This is a genomic window from Caulobacter segnis, from assembly GCF_019931575.1.
Classification (GTDB): Bacteria; Pseudomonadota; Alphaproteobacteria; order Caulobacterales; family Caulobacteraceae; genus Caulobacter; species Caulobacter segnis_C.
Genome location: NZ_CP082923.1, coordinates 1,221,149 through 1,234,345, shown reverse-complemented (window position 1 = coordinate 1,234,345; position 13,197 = coordinate 1,221,149). Strand labels below are relative to the sequence as shown.

Annotated in this window: 8 protein-coding genes; 3 read left to right on the top strand and 5 right to left on the bottom strand. The window is 68.6% G+C overall.

Annotation, left to right across the window (positions count from 1 at the left end; translation table 11 throughout):
• Positions 1–44: 44 nt before the first annotated feature.
• From K8940_RS05695 to K8940_RS05685, 3 genes are all read right to left on the bottom strand, one after another.
• Positions 45–1,415, bottom strand: coding sequence for a glycosyl hydrolase 53 family protein (locus K8940_RS05695; protein WP_223393650.1), 1,371 nt, complete (start codon positions 1,413–1,415; stop codon positions 45–47).
• A gap of 80 nt (positions 1,416–1,495) precedes the next feature.
• Positions 1,496–3,274 (bottom strand): response regulator, encoded by a 1,779-nt coding sequence (locus K8940_RS05690; RefSeq protein ID WP_223393649.1) that lies wholly within the window; start codon positions 3,272–3,274, stop codon positions 1,496–1,498.
• A 173-nt stretch (positions 3,275–3,447) separates the two neighbouring features.
• The gene (locus K8940_RS05685) at positions 3,448–6,345 is read right to left on the bottom strand and encodes a TonB-dependent receptor (RefSeq protein ID WP_223393648.1); all 2,898 of its coding nucleotides are present in this window, start codon (positions 6,343–6,345) and stop codon (positions 3,448–3,450) included.
• A gap of 595 nt (positions 6,346–6,940) precedes the next feature.
• Between K8940_RS05685 and K8940_RS05680 the strand changes: the two genes are divergently transcribed.
• From K8940_RS05680 to K8940_RS05670, 3 genes are read left to right on the top strand one after another with little or no spacing between them, the layout of a single operon-like run.
• Positions 6,941–8,206 (top strand): oligosaccharide MFS transporter, encoded by a 1,266-nt coding sequence (locus tag K8940_RS05680; RefSeq protein ID WP_223393640.1) that lies wholly within the window; start codon positions 6,941–6,943, stop codon positions 8,204–8,206.
• A 2-nt stretch (positions 8,207–8,208) separates the two neighbouring features.
• On the top strand, positions 8,209–9,402 hold the full coding sequence (locus tag K8940_RS05675; protein ID WP_223393638.1) for a glycoside hydrolase family 88 protein: 1,194 nt from the start codon (positions 8,209–8,211) through the stop codon (positions 9,400–9,402).
• On the top strand, positions 9,399–10,325 hold the full coding sequence (locus tag K8940_RS05670) for an ROK family protein (RefSeq protein ID WP_223393636.1): 927 nt from the start codon (positions 9,399–9,401) through the stop codon (positions 10,323–10,325). The genes K8940_RS05675 and K8940_RS05670 overlap by 4 nt, the downstream gene beginning before the upstream one ends.
• On the opposite strand, the gene K8940_RS05665 is transcribed toward K8940_RS05670, so the two are convergent.
• Together K8940_RS05665 and K8940_RS05660 are read right to left on the bottom strand one after the other, a co-directional pair.
• Positions 10,322–11,407 (bottom strand): LacI family DNA-binding transcriptional regulator, encoded by a 1,086-nt coding sequence (locus K8940_RS05665; protein WP_223393634.1) that lies wholly within the window; start codon positions 11,405–11,407, stop codon positions 10,322–10,324. The two genes, K8940_RS05670 and K8940_RS05665, sit on opposite strands and share 4 nt — an antisense overlap.
• Positions 11,408–11,485: 78 nt before the next feature.
• Positions 11,486–13,195 (bottom strand): glycoside hydrolase 43 family protein, encoded by a 1,710-nt coding sequence (locus K8940_RS05660; RefSeq protein WP_223393632.1) that lies wholly within the window; start codon positions 13,193–13,195, stop codon positions 11,486–11,488.
• Between the last annotated feature and the right edge of the window lie 2 nt (positions 13,196–13,197).

Genomic DNA, 13,197 nt, shown 5'->3' with positions numbered 1-13,197 from the left:
CCACAGGACTCATTTATCATATCAATCGCATCTTACAAGCGCTGTCAGTCGAGCGGGATGACGCTGGCGCCCTTCCCCACGGTCGCGGCCTTGGCGGCCGCGTCCGCGACGGCCGCCGCTTCGGTCGCCGTGGCGGCCGTGATCGCGGCGCCCGGCATCAGACGCGTGCGGTAGGTCCAGGCGCCGTTCTCCAGCGTCATCGGGCGCGGACCGACCCCGCCCAGGAAGTCGCCGTCGATGAACCGCGCCGCCTCGCCGTGGGCCGACACACGGAAGGTGACATCCACCGGCATGACATACGGCGCCTTCAGCCAGTCGACGCCCTCCAGGGCCTGGCCCTTGAAGTCGAACAGGGCCGCGTTCTCCCAGTTGGAGCCCGCGCCCCAACGTGTCTTGCACCGGGTCGAGAGCCACGCCGGCTCCCAATAGACGACCCCCACCCCGCCGTTGGCGTAAACCAGCTGGGTCAGGTCGGTCAGGTACGTCTTCTGGCCCGCCGGGGTGGCCGGATAGCCGGCGATCAGCGAATCCGCGCCCAGCAGGTTCGGCGAGCTGTCGGCCCCGTCGTTGGTGAACGGATAGGCCGTCTCGACCACCAGCACGTCGGCCGAATAGAGGTGGCGCAGGCGGTTGATGGTCTGACCCAGCTGCGCCATCGAGCGCTTGGACCACTTGCTGTAGTAGCTGATCCCGATCAGGTCGAAGTCGGTGACGCCGGCCTTCGCCGCCGCCGCGAACCAGGGCTCGACGTTCTCGGGTTGGGCGATGTGCAGCATGATCCGCGGCTTGATCGCCGAGGCCGCCCCGGCGTCGCGCACGGCCTTGATCCCGGCGTTGAACAGCAGAGCGTTGCGCGTCCAGTCGATCGGTTCCTTGGCCTTGGCCAGGCTGGAGACGATCTCGCCGTTGGTCTCGTTGCCCACCTGGACGAGGTCGGGCATCAGCCCCTCGCGGTCCAGTTCGGCCAGGGTGTTCCGGGTGAAATCGTACAGCGCCTTGGCCTGGTCGGGTGTCGACAGCTTGGCCCAGGCCTTGGGGGCGATCTGCTTGTCGCCGTCGGCCCAGTCGTCGGAATAGTGGAAGTCCAGAAGCACCTGCAGCCCGGCCTTGCGGGCCTTGGCGATGCTGCGCTTGACGTCCTTCAGGTTCGAGTACGGGGTCCAATCGGGATCGTTCCAGATCCGGATCCGCGCGACATTGGCCCCGGCTGACTTGAAGAAGGCGTAGGGCTCGACCGTCTTGCCGCCCGCGCGATAGACCGCCCCGCAGTCCTCCATCTCGTTGGCGTACGAGATGTCCACGCCCAGGTAGGTCTTGGGCGTCCCCTGGGGCGCGGCGTCGGCTGGCGCGGCCAGCAGGGCCGACAGCGAGAGGGCGATCAGCGAGACGCGGGTGTTCGGGCGCTGGGCGGGCATGCTTCCTCCGTCGCGACCGCTTCGAAGGGCGTCGCCACGCAGCGACTATCATTTATCGTACAATTAAGACAAGCCGCCGGTCAGGCGTCGGCCATTCGCTTCTGGGCGATCTCGGCCAGCAGGGCGTACAGGGCCGCCACGTCCAGCGGCTTGCGCAGCACCCCGTCCGCGCCGTCCTCGCGATAGAGGGCGACGTCCTCGGGGAAGACGTTGGCGGTCAGCATCCAGATCGGGATCCGGGTCCCCGCCGGCTCGGTGCGACGGATCTCGCGCACCGCCTCGCGCCCGCCCAGCACCGGCATGTTCACGTCCATCAGGATCAGATCGAAGATCCCCGCGCGCCACAGGTCCAGGGCCAGGGCCCCATCCTCGGCGAAGGTCAGGGCCACCGGCGCGTTCTCCAGCGCCAGCGCCAGCACCTTGCGGTTGGCGCCGTTGTCCTCGGCGGCCAGGACCCGGATCTCCTCGCGGCCGGTCCTGTCGATCGGGACGGGCGCGGGCCGGGGCCGATGGATCGGCGCGGCGAAGGCGAACCAGAACACCGCCCCGCCCCGCCCGCCTTGACCGGCGGCCAGTGTCGCGTTTGGGGGATCGACGGCGATCTCGCCGCCCATCAGGGCCAGGTTCTGAGCGCAGACGCGCAGGACCACGCCCGTGCCGCCCTGGATGCGTCCGCGCTCGGTCTGGTCCCAGGCCTCGAACATCCTCGCCCGGTCCTCCGGCGGGATCGGCGGGCCGGTGTCGGCGACCTCGACCAGCACCCGCAGGCTCTCGCCCTCCACGACGCCGGCCAGGCGCAGGGTGACGCGCCCGCCGGCCGACACCGCGCCCAGGGCGTTGGAGACCAGATTGACCAGGGTCTGCTCCACCCTGACGAGGTCGGCGACCACCAGGAACGACAGGGTCGGATCCGCGTCCTCCAGGGTCAGTGACACGCCGATCGCGCGGGCGTGGCCGCTCCACACCCGCACCACCGACCGCGCCAGGGCCCGCAGATCCAGCGGCGCGACATCCAGCTTGGCCCGCAGCGGGTCGGCCCGGGCCTGGTCGAGGACCCCGTTCAGCAGTCGGGTCAGTTGCTCGCCGCTTTCCACGACGCTCTCGGCCAGGTCCGCCTGGCGCGGCGTCAGGGGCTCGCCGCGCAGGGCGCGGGCGAAGCCGAGGATGGCGTTCAACGGCGTGCGGATCTCGTGGCTGGCCACGGCCAGCAGCTCGCTCTTGGCGCGGTTGGCCGCGCGGCTCTCGTGCATGGCCTGGGTCAGGGCCACGTGGTTGCGGGTCAGGTCGCGCATGGCCTTGGTCAGGGCGCGGTCCGTCGCCTGCTGGCGCGCCGTCACCACCAGCACGGCGGCGACGAACAGGGCCATGGCCAGCGTGTAGTGCGTCAGCCGGAACGGGTCGCTCCAGTCGATGGCGATCCAGATCAGGGTCAGGGACGGCGGGACCACGCCGATCACGTAGCTGACCCGCGTCAGGTGCACGCGTAGAGCGGCGAACAGCAGCACGCAGATGGCCAGCAGCGCGGCCTCGACCTGCGGCTGCGGCCCCTCGTAGAGCCGGATTTGCACGGCCAGCCAGCAGGCGTTGGTGACCAGCAGCAGCATCAGGACATCGGACTGCAGGGCCAGGCGTCTGTGCGCTCTCTCCGGGTCCGGGTCGCGCAGGGCCAGCTCGGTGGCCAGGAACAGCGCGAAGTAGAGACCGAACTCCAGGACCCCCAGGCCGGCGATCCGCCAGGGCGTGAAGGTTATCAGCAACAGGACGAAACAGGCGACCAGCGCCAGGCGCGACAAGGCGACGCCACGCGAATAGCGCACCAGCCCGTCGAGCTGGGTGACGTCCGTAAGCCTTTTCAACATGCGGGTCCCGCCAACCCTTCTTCCACCAGGGAAGCTGCACCTCCCATAGGCCTACGATTCGGATCGTAAGGATCGCCTTAAGCGCGAGTGCGGATGCTCGTTTCCGAGTTACACCCAAAAAAGAAAGGCGCCGTCCGAAGACGACGCCTCCAGGGGGGACGTGAGAGCGGGGATCAGCCGCCGAACTTGTAGCGAAGGCTCAGGCCGTAGATCCGGCCGTTCATGAAGTACTGGCGCAGGATGTCGGTGTCGTAGCCGTTGCCCGGCTCGCCGACGTAGCGGATGGGCGCCTTGTTGGTCAGGTTCGAGGCGGTGACCGACAGCGAGAGATCGTCGCGCAGATTGACGTTCACCGAGGCGTCCAGCAGGCCGTAGCCCTTCAGGTAGCGACCGTCGATCGGGTTGGCCGAGACCCCGAACAGCACGTAGTCGGAGCGGTAGGTGTAGACGAGGCGCGCCGAGACGCGCTTGTTCTCGTAGAGGCCGGCCAGGCTCCAGTTGCGGTCCGACTGGAACGGCTGGCGGACATTGACCTTCACGCCCGACAGCAATACCGGCAGCTCGGTCTTGACCCAGGTGTACGAGCCCTGGACCCCGAAATTGTGCAGGAAGCCGGGGACGAAGTCGTAGTCGAAGAAGGTCTGGGCCGCGAGTTCGACGCCCTTGGCATAGCCCGGATCGGCGTTGACCGAGGTGGTGATGCGGTACTGGCCGGCCCCGCAGTTGTTCGGCGTGGCGCCCGCATAGGCCGGGGCCGTCGCCACCGTCTGACAGCTCTCGACGCCCAGGGCGAAGCCCGCAACGTCCTTGTAGAACACCGCCGCCGAGGCATAGGCCGACTTGTTGAAGTACTTCTCCAGAGACAGGTCGTAGCTGGTGGCGCGCAGCGGAGCCAGGTTGGCGTTGCCCTGCGAGCCCGTGCCGTTGGTGACGTTGACCACGACGGTCGGGTTGATGTCGCCGACGCCGGGCCGGGTCATGCCCTTGCCGAAGCCAAAGCGCAGCAGCAAGTCGTCCTGGATGTAGCCGGTGATGTTCAGGGTCGGCAGGACGTCGGTGTAGCTGTTGCTCTTGTTGTTGGGCGCGATCACCGCCGTACCACCGCTGGAGTCGGTGACCTGAGCCTGGGCGTCCAGTTGCGTGCGCACCACGCGGACGCCCGCGTTGCCGCGGATGCGGTCGTTCAGCAACGCGAAGTCGACGACGCCGTAGCCGGCATAGGTCTGCTCGACAGCCCTGCGGCGCGACAGCAGCACCTCGGGGATCGAATCCTCGGCCGGGATGCCCGCCAGCGGGAAGCGGTTGCGGACATTGTCGCCCAGCAGGCTGTCGGGGTTGAAAGTCAGGAAGCCGCCGCCATAGCCGGCCTCGCCGTCGAACCAGTTGGTGTGCGAGCCCGCCACCAAATCCTGGACGCTGCTGGCCAGGATCCCGTTCGACTGGCTGGCCGTCAGGGCCAGGCCGTCGGTGGTCAGGTTCTTGCCGCTGTAGGAGTAATTGTAGAAGCGCGACTTCTTCCGATAGTAGCGCGCGCCGAACTTCACGGCCTCGATGAAGCTGTCGTGGACGCGCAGCTTGCCGTCGAACTGGGCGGCGTAACCGACGTCGTCATAGATGTTCTCAACGCCGTTGGCGTAGTTCAGCAGCACCCAGTTGGCGGGGTTGGACAGCGACGGGCCGCTAATCGAGACCTTCTGCGGCAGGCCCACCGTGCGGGTCACGTCCCAGGTCAGGCCGGCGCGCGGGGTCATGACGACCGAGCGGTTGTCCTGCTCCTGGTCGGCCTTCACGTAACTGACGTCCAGCTTCAGATCCAAGTCGTCGGTCGGCGACCACTTGGCGCCGCCGGCCAGGATGTAGGTCTCGTACAGCCGGTGCTCGTCGCCGCCCGTCGCGGTGAAGCTGGAGCCCAGGAAGGTGCCGCTGGAGAAGCGCTGGCCGGCCAGGGAGACGTCCTCGCCGCCGTTGCGGTTGCGGCTGGTCAGGCCCTCGGTGGTGTTGAAGGCGCTGGTCTGCAGGCCCTGGACGTAGCGGCTGTCCGCCCCGTTCAGGAAGCGATAGCCCTGGTGGTAGAGGTAGGAGTTGTAGTTGCCGTCGACATAGAACTCGAGGCCCGCGCGCGGCTTCCACTGGAAGGCGCCCGACACGCCCATGCGGGTGCGCTGGATGTCCTCTTCGTTCACGTTGATCTGCACGCCGGCCATGTTGACCAGGCCCGCGCGCTGGGCCGCCGTCAGGGCCAGCGGATCGGCGACGTCGGCCAGGAACGACACGTCGCTACGGCCGGCATAGGCCTGGTTGTAGGCGGCGTTGCCGATGTACTCGGCGCTGTCGGCGCGGATCACCCGGCGCAGGTTGGCGCCGCCGGGGCCGGGCGCATTGTCCGAACGGTTCCAGCTCTTCTGGTAGTTGGCGGCCAGCAGCAGGCCCATCTCGCCCTCGCCGGCGTCCCAGCGGTGCGACAGCAGCGCGAAGTATTCCGGCTGCCACGACTTGACCATGTCGTTGTAGCGGCCCGAGATCGCCGCGCTGCCCGAAAAGTCCGGCAGGTCCAGCGGCTTGCGGGTGCGGATGTCGATCAGGCCGCCGATGCCGCCCTCGATGTGTTCGGCCGAGGGGTTCTTGTAGACGTCCAGGCCGGCGATCATGCCGGGGATGGCGCCCTCGATATTGAACTCGCTGCCGCCGGCGGTGAAGTACGAGCGGCCATCGACCTGCGAGGCCGTCTGGCCCGACAGGCCGCGAATGGTCAGGCCCGAACCGACCCCGACGGGCGAGGCGCCCTCGCCGCCGTAGCGATAGCCCTGCACGCCCGGGATCCGGGTCAGGGTCTCGGCGACGTTGGGGTCGGGCAGCTTTCCGATGTCCTCGGCGCGGATGGAGTCGACCACCTCCATGGTGTTCTTCTTCATCTGCACGGCCGACTGCAGGCTCTGGCGGATGCCGGTGACGACCACCTCTTCCACGGCGGTCTCTGGCGCGGCCTGGGTCTGGGCCTGGGCCGTCCCGGCGGTCAGCAGGGCGACGGCGGAGGCCGTCAGCCATAGGCGATACTGGTCTTGCGTCTTCATGGTGTCCCCTCCCGTGAGACACGCGCCCGACTCTGTGGCCGGCGTCGAGTCTTCCGAATGCGTTTCGCCTTTCGGCGTGTGTTCTATGTCGAAAAGCCATGGGGCGCGGGTTCGCGCCGGTTTCACTCCCTGACGGGCTTGGACGCGACGCGTAGGACCCGTTCGATACGCACGGCTCTACTGGCCGCGCAGCTTTGATATCGTTATCAAAGACGCCTTGGCAAGGCCATTAATCAGACAAATGGCGTAAACTGATATCGTTATCACAAACTTGTGAGATCAGGCCTCGGCGAGTGGAAATCAAGCCTGCACCCGAGGTTGCGGCCAAACGTCCTCGCGTCGCGCGGACAAAAAGAAGGGGCGCCGGACCGGCCGACGCCCCGCCGGCTTGCTCAGCCGTCATGCAGGGAGGAAGTCCCGAGGGACGGTAGATTGATATCGATACCACTTCACTCGCGCAAGCCCCCGTAAAAGCACCCTCGGATGTGTGATTTTTGTTGGTATCGTTATCACCTTGATCTATGAGCGGAGAGGTCCGGTCTGGAATCCGGCCGCCGAAGCAGCGGCCGGTCCCGGACGAGGGAGACGCCAGGCGATGACGCTGAAAAAGAACTACGCGCTGCTCAGCGCCTTCCTGTTCCTGTACTTCTTCGCCCAGGCCATGAGCATCTCGCTGCTGGCCCTGTGGCTCAAGAGCACGCTGGGCCTGACCGGCGCGCAGACCGGCGTGGTCTTCGCCGCCAATTCCTTTTTCGCCATGGCCTCGCAGCCGATCTACGGCTTCGTCTCGGACAAGGCCGGCCTGCGCAAGACCATCCTCTGGACCGTCGGCGTCCTCGTCCTGCTGTCGGGCGCCTTCTTCGCTTTCGTCTACGGCCCGCTGCTAAAGATCAACCTGCTGCTGGGCGCGATCGTCGGCGGGGTCTATCTCGGCGTCACCTTCTCGGCCGGCAGCTTCGCGATCGAGTCCTATGTCGATCGCGTCGGCCGCAAGTATGGCTTCGAATACAGCCGCGCGCGGCTGTGGGGCTCGCTGGGTTTCGCCTTCGCGGCGTTCTTCTCGGGCCGGCTGTTCAACATCGATCCGCTGATCAACTTCACCCTGGCCTCGGTCGCGGGCCTGCTGCTGCTGCCGCTCCTGGCCTTCACCAAGATCGAAGCCAGCGAGGACGAACGCCGCAGCTCCGACAGCCTCAAGCCCCAGGACGCCCTGGCCATCCTGAAGCTGCCCAAGTTCTGGGGATTCATGGTGCTGATCCTGGGGGTGACCAACCTCTACCTGGTCTACGACCAGCAGTTCCCCGCCTACTACGCCTCGCAGTTCGCCGATCCGAAGCAGGGCGCGGCGATGTTCGGCTACCTCAACTCAGCGCAGATCTTCGTCGAGGCCGGGATGCTGTTCGTGGCCCCCTTCATCGTCAATCGCACCGGCGCCAAGTACGGCCTGCTGCTGGCCGCGGCGATCATGATCACCCGCATCACCGGCTCGGGCCTGGTGACCGGCCCCTGGGCGATCTCGGCGATGAAGATGCTGCACGCGATCGAACTGCCGATCCTGGCCGTGTCGATCTTCCGCTACATCGCCTTCCATTTCGAGGCGCGGCTGGCCTCGACCCTCTATCTGGTGGGCGTCAGCTTCGGCCATTCGCTGGGCCTGACGATCCTGTCGCCGATCGTCGGCAAGAGCTACGACCTGATCGGCTTCCCCCACACCTACCTGCTGATCGCCCTGGGCGCGGCGGCCTTCTGGCTGGCCTCGCTATTCAGCCTCTCTCCCACGCCCCGGACCGCCGGCGCGCCAGCGCGGACTCCGCCGCTGGCTCAGGCCGAGCTGGGTCCTGACGTCGCCAAGGTCAACTGAACATGCTTTCTGCCCCCGCCGCGCGCGAGCCGATCCGGCGCGCCGACGAGATCCTGAATCGTCCCCGCCCCGACCGGGCCCGTCTGGACGCGATCCTGGCCGCCGTGCTGGCGCGGATCGACAACAGCCTGGCGGTCTTCACCGACGCCTTCCCCGCGCCGTCCAGCGAGGGCGGAATCTATCCGGCCATCGACAATGTCGAATGGACCAATGGCTTCTGGACCGGGATGCTGTGGCTGGCCCACGAGGCCAGCGGCGAGGCGCGCTATCGCGAGGCGGCCGAACGCCAGGTGCGCGGCTTCAAGCATCGCATCGATCACCGGATCAATGTCGACCACCACGACCTGGGCTTCCTCTATTCCCTGTCGTGCGTCGCCGCCTGGAAGCTCACTGACGATGCGTGCGCGCGCGACGCGGCTATCCAGGCCGCCGACGCCCTGCTCGACCGCTTCCTGCCGACGGCGGGGATCATCCAGGCCTGGGGCGACCTCTCCAACCCGGCCGAGGCGGGCCGGATGATCATCGACTGCAACCTGAACCTCCCCCTGCTCTACTGGGCCGCCGAGGTCACCGGCGATCGCGAGTACGCTCGCGCCGCCGACCGCCACATCGCTCAGGCCGCGCGCCACATCGTCCGATCCAACGCCTCGACCTTCCACACCTTCTTCATGGACCCGGTCACCGGCGCGCCGCTGCGGGGCACGACCCACCAGGGCTTCAGCGACAGCTCGTGCTGGGCGCGGGGCCAGGCCTGGGGCGTGTCGGGCTTCCCGCTGGTCCACCGCTACAACGCCGATCCGGCGCTGATCGCGGTCGCGGCGCGGCTGGCCAACTACTTCCTGAACCGTCTGCCGGATGACCTGATCTGCTGCTGGGACCTGGTCTTCACCGACGACACCCAGCCGCGCGACAGCTCGGCCGCCGCCATCGCCGCCTGCGGCCTGCTGGAACTGGCCCGCGCCCTGCCGCTGGGCGATCCCGACCGCGAGACCTACGAGGCCGCGGCCCTGGCCATGGTCGGCGTCCTGGGCGAACGCTACCTGCTGCCGCAGGGCCCACCGGGGACCGGTGTCCTGGCCCACGCGGTCTATCACATGCCCAAGGGCGTCGGCGTCGACGAGGCCTGCATCTGGGGCGACTACTTCTTCCTCGAGGCGCTGGTGCGCCTGACGCGCATCTGGGAGCCCTACTGGTGATCCAGATCGGCGTGGATTTCGGCGGCACCAAGGTCGAGGCCGCCGCCCTGGACGCTACCGGACAGGTGCTGGCCCGCGCCCGCGCGCCCAACCCCGGGGCCTATGAGGCGGCGATCGCTCTGGTCGGCGACCTCGTGGCCCGGATGGAGCAGCAGGTCGGCCGGCGCGGCACGCTGGGGATCGGCGCGCCAGGCTCGATCTCGCCCTCGACCAGCGTCATGCGCAACGCCAACTCGCTGTATCTGAACGGCCGGCGCTTTCGCGAGGACCTGTCCGAGGCGCTTGCCCGGCCGGTGCGCCTGGCCAACGACGCCAACTGCCTGGCCCTGTCCGAGGCCGTCGACGGCGCGGCGGCCGGCGCTAAGGTCTCCTACGCCATCATCCTGGGCACCGGCTGCGGCGGCGGCCTGACGGTCGACGGCAAGCTGATCGAGGGCCTGAACGGCATCGCCGGCGAGTGGGGCCATATTCCCCTGCCCTGGCCCACGGCGGACGAGCGCGAGGGCCCGGCCTGCTGGTGCGGCCAGCGCGGCTGCCTGGAGATGTGGATCTCTGGCACCGGCCTGCGCCACGACTTCCGCCAGACCACCGGCCTGGATTTGCCGGGCGAAGCGATCATCGAGCGGTTTCGCGCCGGCGAGCCGCAGGGGACGGCTGCCTTCGAGCGTTTCCTGGACCGGCTGGGCCGCGCCGTGGCCGTGCTGTGCAACATCGTCGACCCGGACGTGATCGTGCTGGGCGGCGGCCTGTCGAACGTCGCCGAGATCTATGACCGCCTGCCCGCCCTGATCGCGCCGCGCGTGTTCTCCGACCAGTGGAAGGCCCGGATCGCGCCGGCGGTCTGGGGCGACGCCTCGGGCGTGCGCGGCGCGGCGCGGTTGTGGTCGCTGGACGAGGTCCGGGCGATGGCCGAGGCCGTCTAGGGCGGCGGCCCCGACGAGCCGCGCTCGATCAGGGTGAACTTCATCAGGTGATGGTTCGGGGCCGGCGTCTCGCCGGCCTTGCGGGCCCGGATCTCTTCGGCGATCAGCGACACGGCCGTGCGCCCCATGGCGGCGATCGGCTGGTGGATGGTGGTCAGCTCGGGCCAGACCGTGGTCGCCACCGCCGTGTCGTCGAAGCCGCAGACGGTCAGGTCGCGCGGCACGGCGATCTGGCGCCCGTGGGCGACGGCCAGGGCCGCGGCGGCCATGTCGTCATTGCTGGCGAAGATCGCCGTCGGCCGCGCCGCGCCGTCCAACAGTTTCTCGGCCGCCGCCAGGCCCGAGCGATAGGTGAACAGCCCCTCGGCCACCCAGTCGTCTCGCACCGCGATCCCGGCCTCGGCCATGCCGGCCAGGAAGCCCTCGAAGCGGACCTCGGTCGGGGTGTGTTGCGGGTCGCCCCTGATGAAGGCGATGTCGCGATGACCCAGGGCCACCAGCCGCCGGGTCATGGCCAGCGCGCCCTGGTAGTCGTCGATGCGCACGCACGAGACGTCGTCCATCGGCCGCGCCGTGGCCAAGGCCAGCACCGTGACGCCCTCGCCCAGCAGCCGGTTGATCGTCGGGCGGGAGTCGCACAACGGCGGCGGCAGGATCACCCCGTCCACCCCCGCCGCCAGCAGCCGCTTGACCGCCGCCTGTTGCCCCGCCAGGCCCTCGCAGCGCTCGAGCAGCAGGTGCCCGGCCAGCTTCGAGCTCTGCTCAAGACCGCCGACCATGATCTCGCTGAGATACGAGGCGCTGGGGTTGGAATAGAGGATGCCGATCCGCGCGGCCGTGGCCCGCGAGCGCGTCGCCCGGGCCGCGACATTGACCTGGTAGTTCAGCGCGCTGACCGCCGCCTCGACCTTCTCGCGCATGGCGGGGCTGACATTGGCCGCGCCCCGGATCACCCGCGAGACGGTCATCGAGCCGACCCCGGCGTGGCGCGCCACGTCGTGGATGGTGATGGGCCGCGACGGGTCGCCCGCCTTGGTCGCCACACGCCCTTTCGGGGCCTTGGTCTCGCGCGTTCCGGTCAAGCACCCTCGCGATTGATGACGATAACAAACACAGTCCATAGCAGGCGCCGGCGCACGATCAAATCGCCAGCGCCGGGATCAGGGTCCGACCAGGAACTCCTCGACGTCCGCCCAGCCGATCCGGGTGGAGGTGTTCGACGGCGTGCCGGTCGGCGCCTGGGCGAAAACGCCCATCTGCGCGCCGACCCAGCGGCCGGGCTTGCTGACGAACGGCTCGCCCACCGGGTGGTAGGTCAGGCCGTCCAGGCTGTAGCTAAAGGTGAGTTTGGCGTGGACCGAGCGCAGCATCGACGGCCAGAACGGCGTGAAGCCCGGCGGCGGCTCGGCCACGGTCACCGGCTCGGCCGACAGGCGCAGCCACACGGTGTCGGGCGCCTTGTCCAGCACCGTCGTCTCGCGCTGCGGCTTGAAGGCGTCGGCGCCCGGACGGTCGACGCGGACCAGCGACAGGCCGTCCTTGCCGTTGCGCAGGCCGATCCAGGCGTAGTCGGCGCCGAACATGACGAGGCCCGCCTGCTCGCCCACGGCGCGCGGCGCCAGGGTCAGCTTGGTGGTGGCGGTGAAGCGCTCAGCCGGCAGCTTCTGGGTCAGGACCGCGCCCGCCTCCCACAGGTTCTCCGAACCCGAGATCGACTTCAGCCGCAGCTTCCCCGGCGCGGCCTTCAGGTCGGCCCAATCGGCCTGCGAATTGGAGTTCCACTGCCAACCCAGGTTCAGCTTGCCGTCGAACATGTCGCTGTCGACGGGCGCCGTGATGACCGAGGCGATGGCGCTCTTCGGCTTTCGGTGAACCAGCACAGGCTCGCCGATCCCGTCGCCGTCAGGATCGGCGCCGATCACCGGCCAGCCGTCCTTCCAGGCCATCGGCTGCAGCCACACCCGGCGGCCATAGGAGTCGTAGTCCTGGAAGTGCAGGAACCAGTCCTCGCCGGTCGGGGTGGTGACCCACGCGCCCTGGTGAGGCCCGTTGACCTCGGTCTTGCCCTGGTCCAGCTCGTCGCGGCCCTCCCAGGGGCCGGTCAGCTTGCGCGACCGGAACACGCCCTGCCAGCCGCCCTTCACGCTGCCGCTGGGGGCGAAGACATAGTACCAGCCGTCACGCTTGTAGAGCTTGGGACCCTCGGTGGTCATCCACGGAAACGGGCCACGCGAGGTCGCGACCGGCGGCAGGCTGTCGCCCTCGATGATCTTGATCCGCTCGCCCACGGCCTTGTCACCCGCCGCGTTCAGGCGGCGCAGGCTGATGACGTTGGCGAAACCGGCGCGCGAGCGGGCCCAGCCGTGGACCATCCAGCCCTGGCCGTCATCGTCCCAGAAGGGCGCGGGATCGATCATGCCCTTGGCGTCGTCGACCAGCACCGGCTTGCTCCACGGCCCAGCCGGGTCCTTGGCCGTGACCAGGAACACTCCGAAGTCCGGATCGGGGTAGTAGATCATGAACAGCCCGCCGTGGTGGCGGATGGCCGGCGCCCAGACCCCGCCGCCGCGGCGCGGGGCCATATGATGGGCCACGGGCGGGATGTCCTTCAGCGCATGGCCGATCAGCGTCCAGTTGACGAGATCGGTCGAGCGCAGGATCGGCAGGCCCGGCGTGTTCGTGAACGACGAGGCGACGAGGTAGTAGTACTGGCCCACCCGGACGACGTCGGGGTCTGAATAGTCCCCGGCCAGCACCGGGTTGCGATAGGTCCCGTCGCCCTGGTCGGGCAGCCAGGCCTTCTGTTCCGCCGCCAGGGTCGGCGACGCCGTCAGCAGGGCCAGAGCGAGAAGGATCGATCGCTTGCGCATAT

Bases quoted from the DNA above. Each gene is read 5' to 3' on its own strand.
- K8940_RS05695 (WP_223393650.1), bottom strand. From the start codon at position 1,415: ATGCCCGCCCAGCGCCCGAACACCCGCGTCTCGCTGATCGCCCTCTCG.
- K8940_RS05680 (WP_223393640.1), top strand. From the start codon at position 6,941: ATGACGCTGAAAAAGAACTACGCGCTGCTCAGCGCCTTCCTGTTCCTG.
- K8940_RS05690 (WP_223393649.1), bottom strand. From the start codon at position 3,274: ATGTTGAAAAGGCTTACGGACGTCACCCAGCTCGACGGGCTGGTGCGC.
- K8940_RS05685 (WP_223393648.1), bottom strand. From the start codon at position 6,345: ATGAAGACGCAAGACCAGTATCGCCTATGGCTGACGGCCTCCGCCGTC.
- K8940_RS05675 (WP_223393638.1), top strand. From the start codon at position 8,209: ATGCTTTCTGCCCCCGCCGCGCGCGAGCCGATCCGGCGCGCCGACGAG.
- K8940_RS05660 (WP_223393632.1), bottom strand. From the start codon at position 13,195: ATGCGCAAGCGATCGATCCTTCTCGCTCTGGCCCTGCTGACGGCGTCG.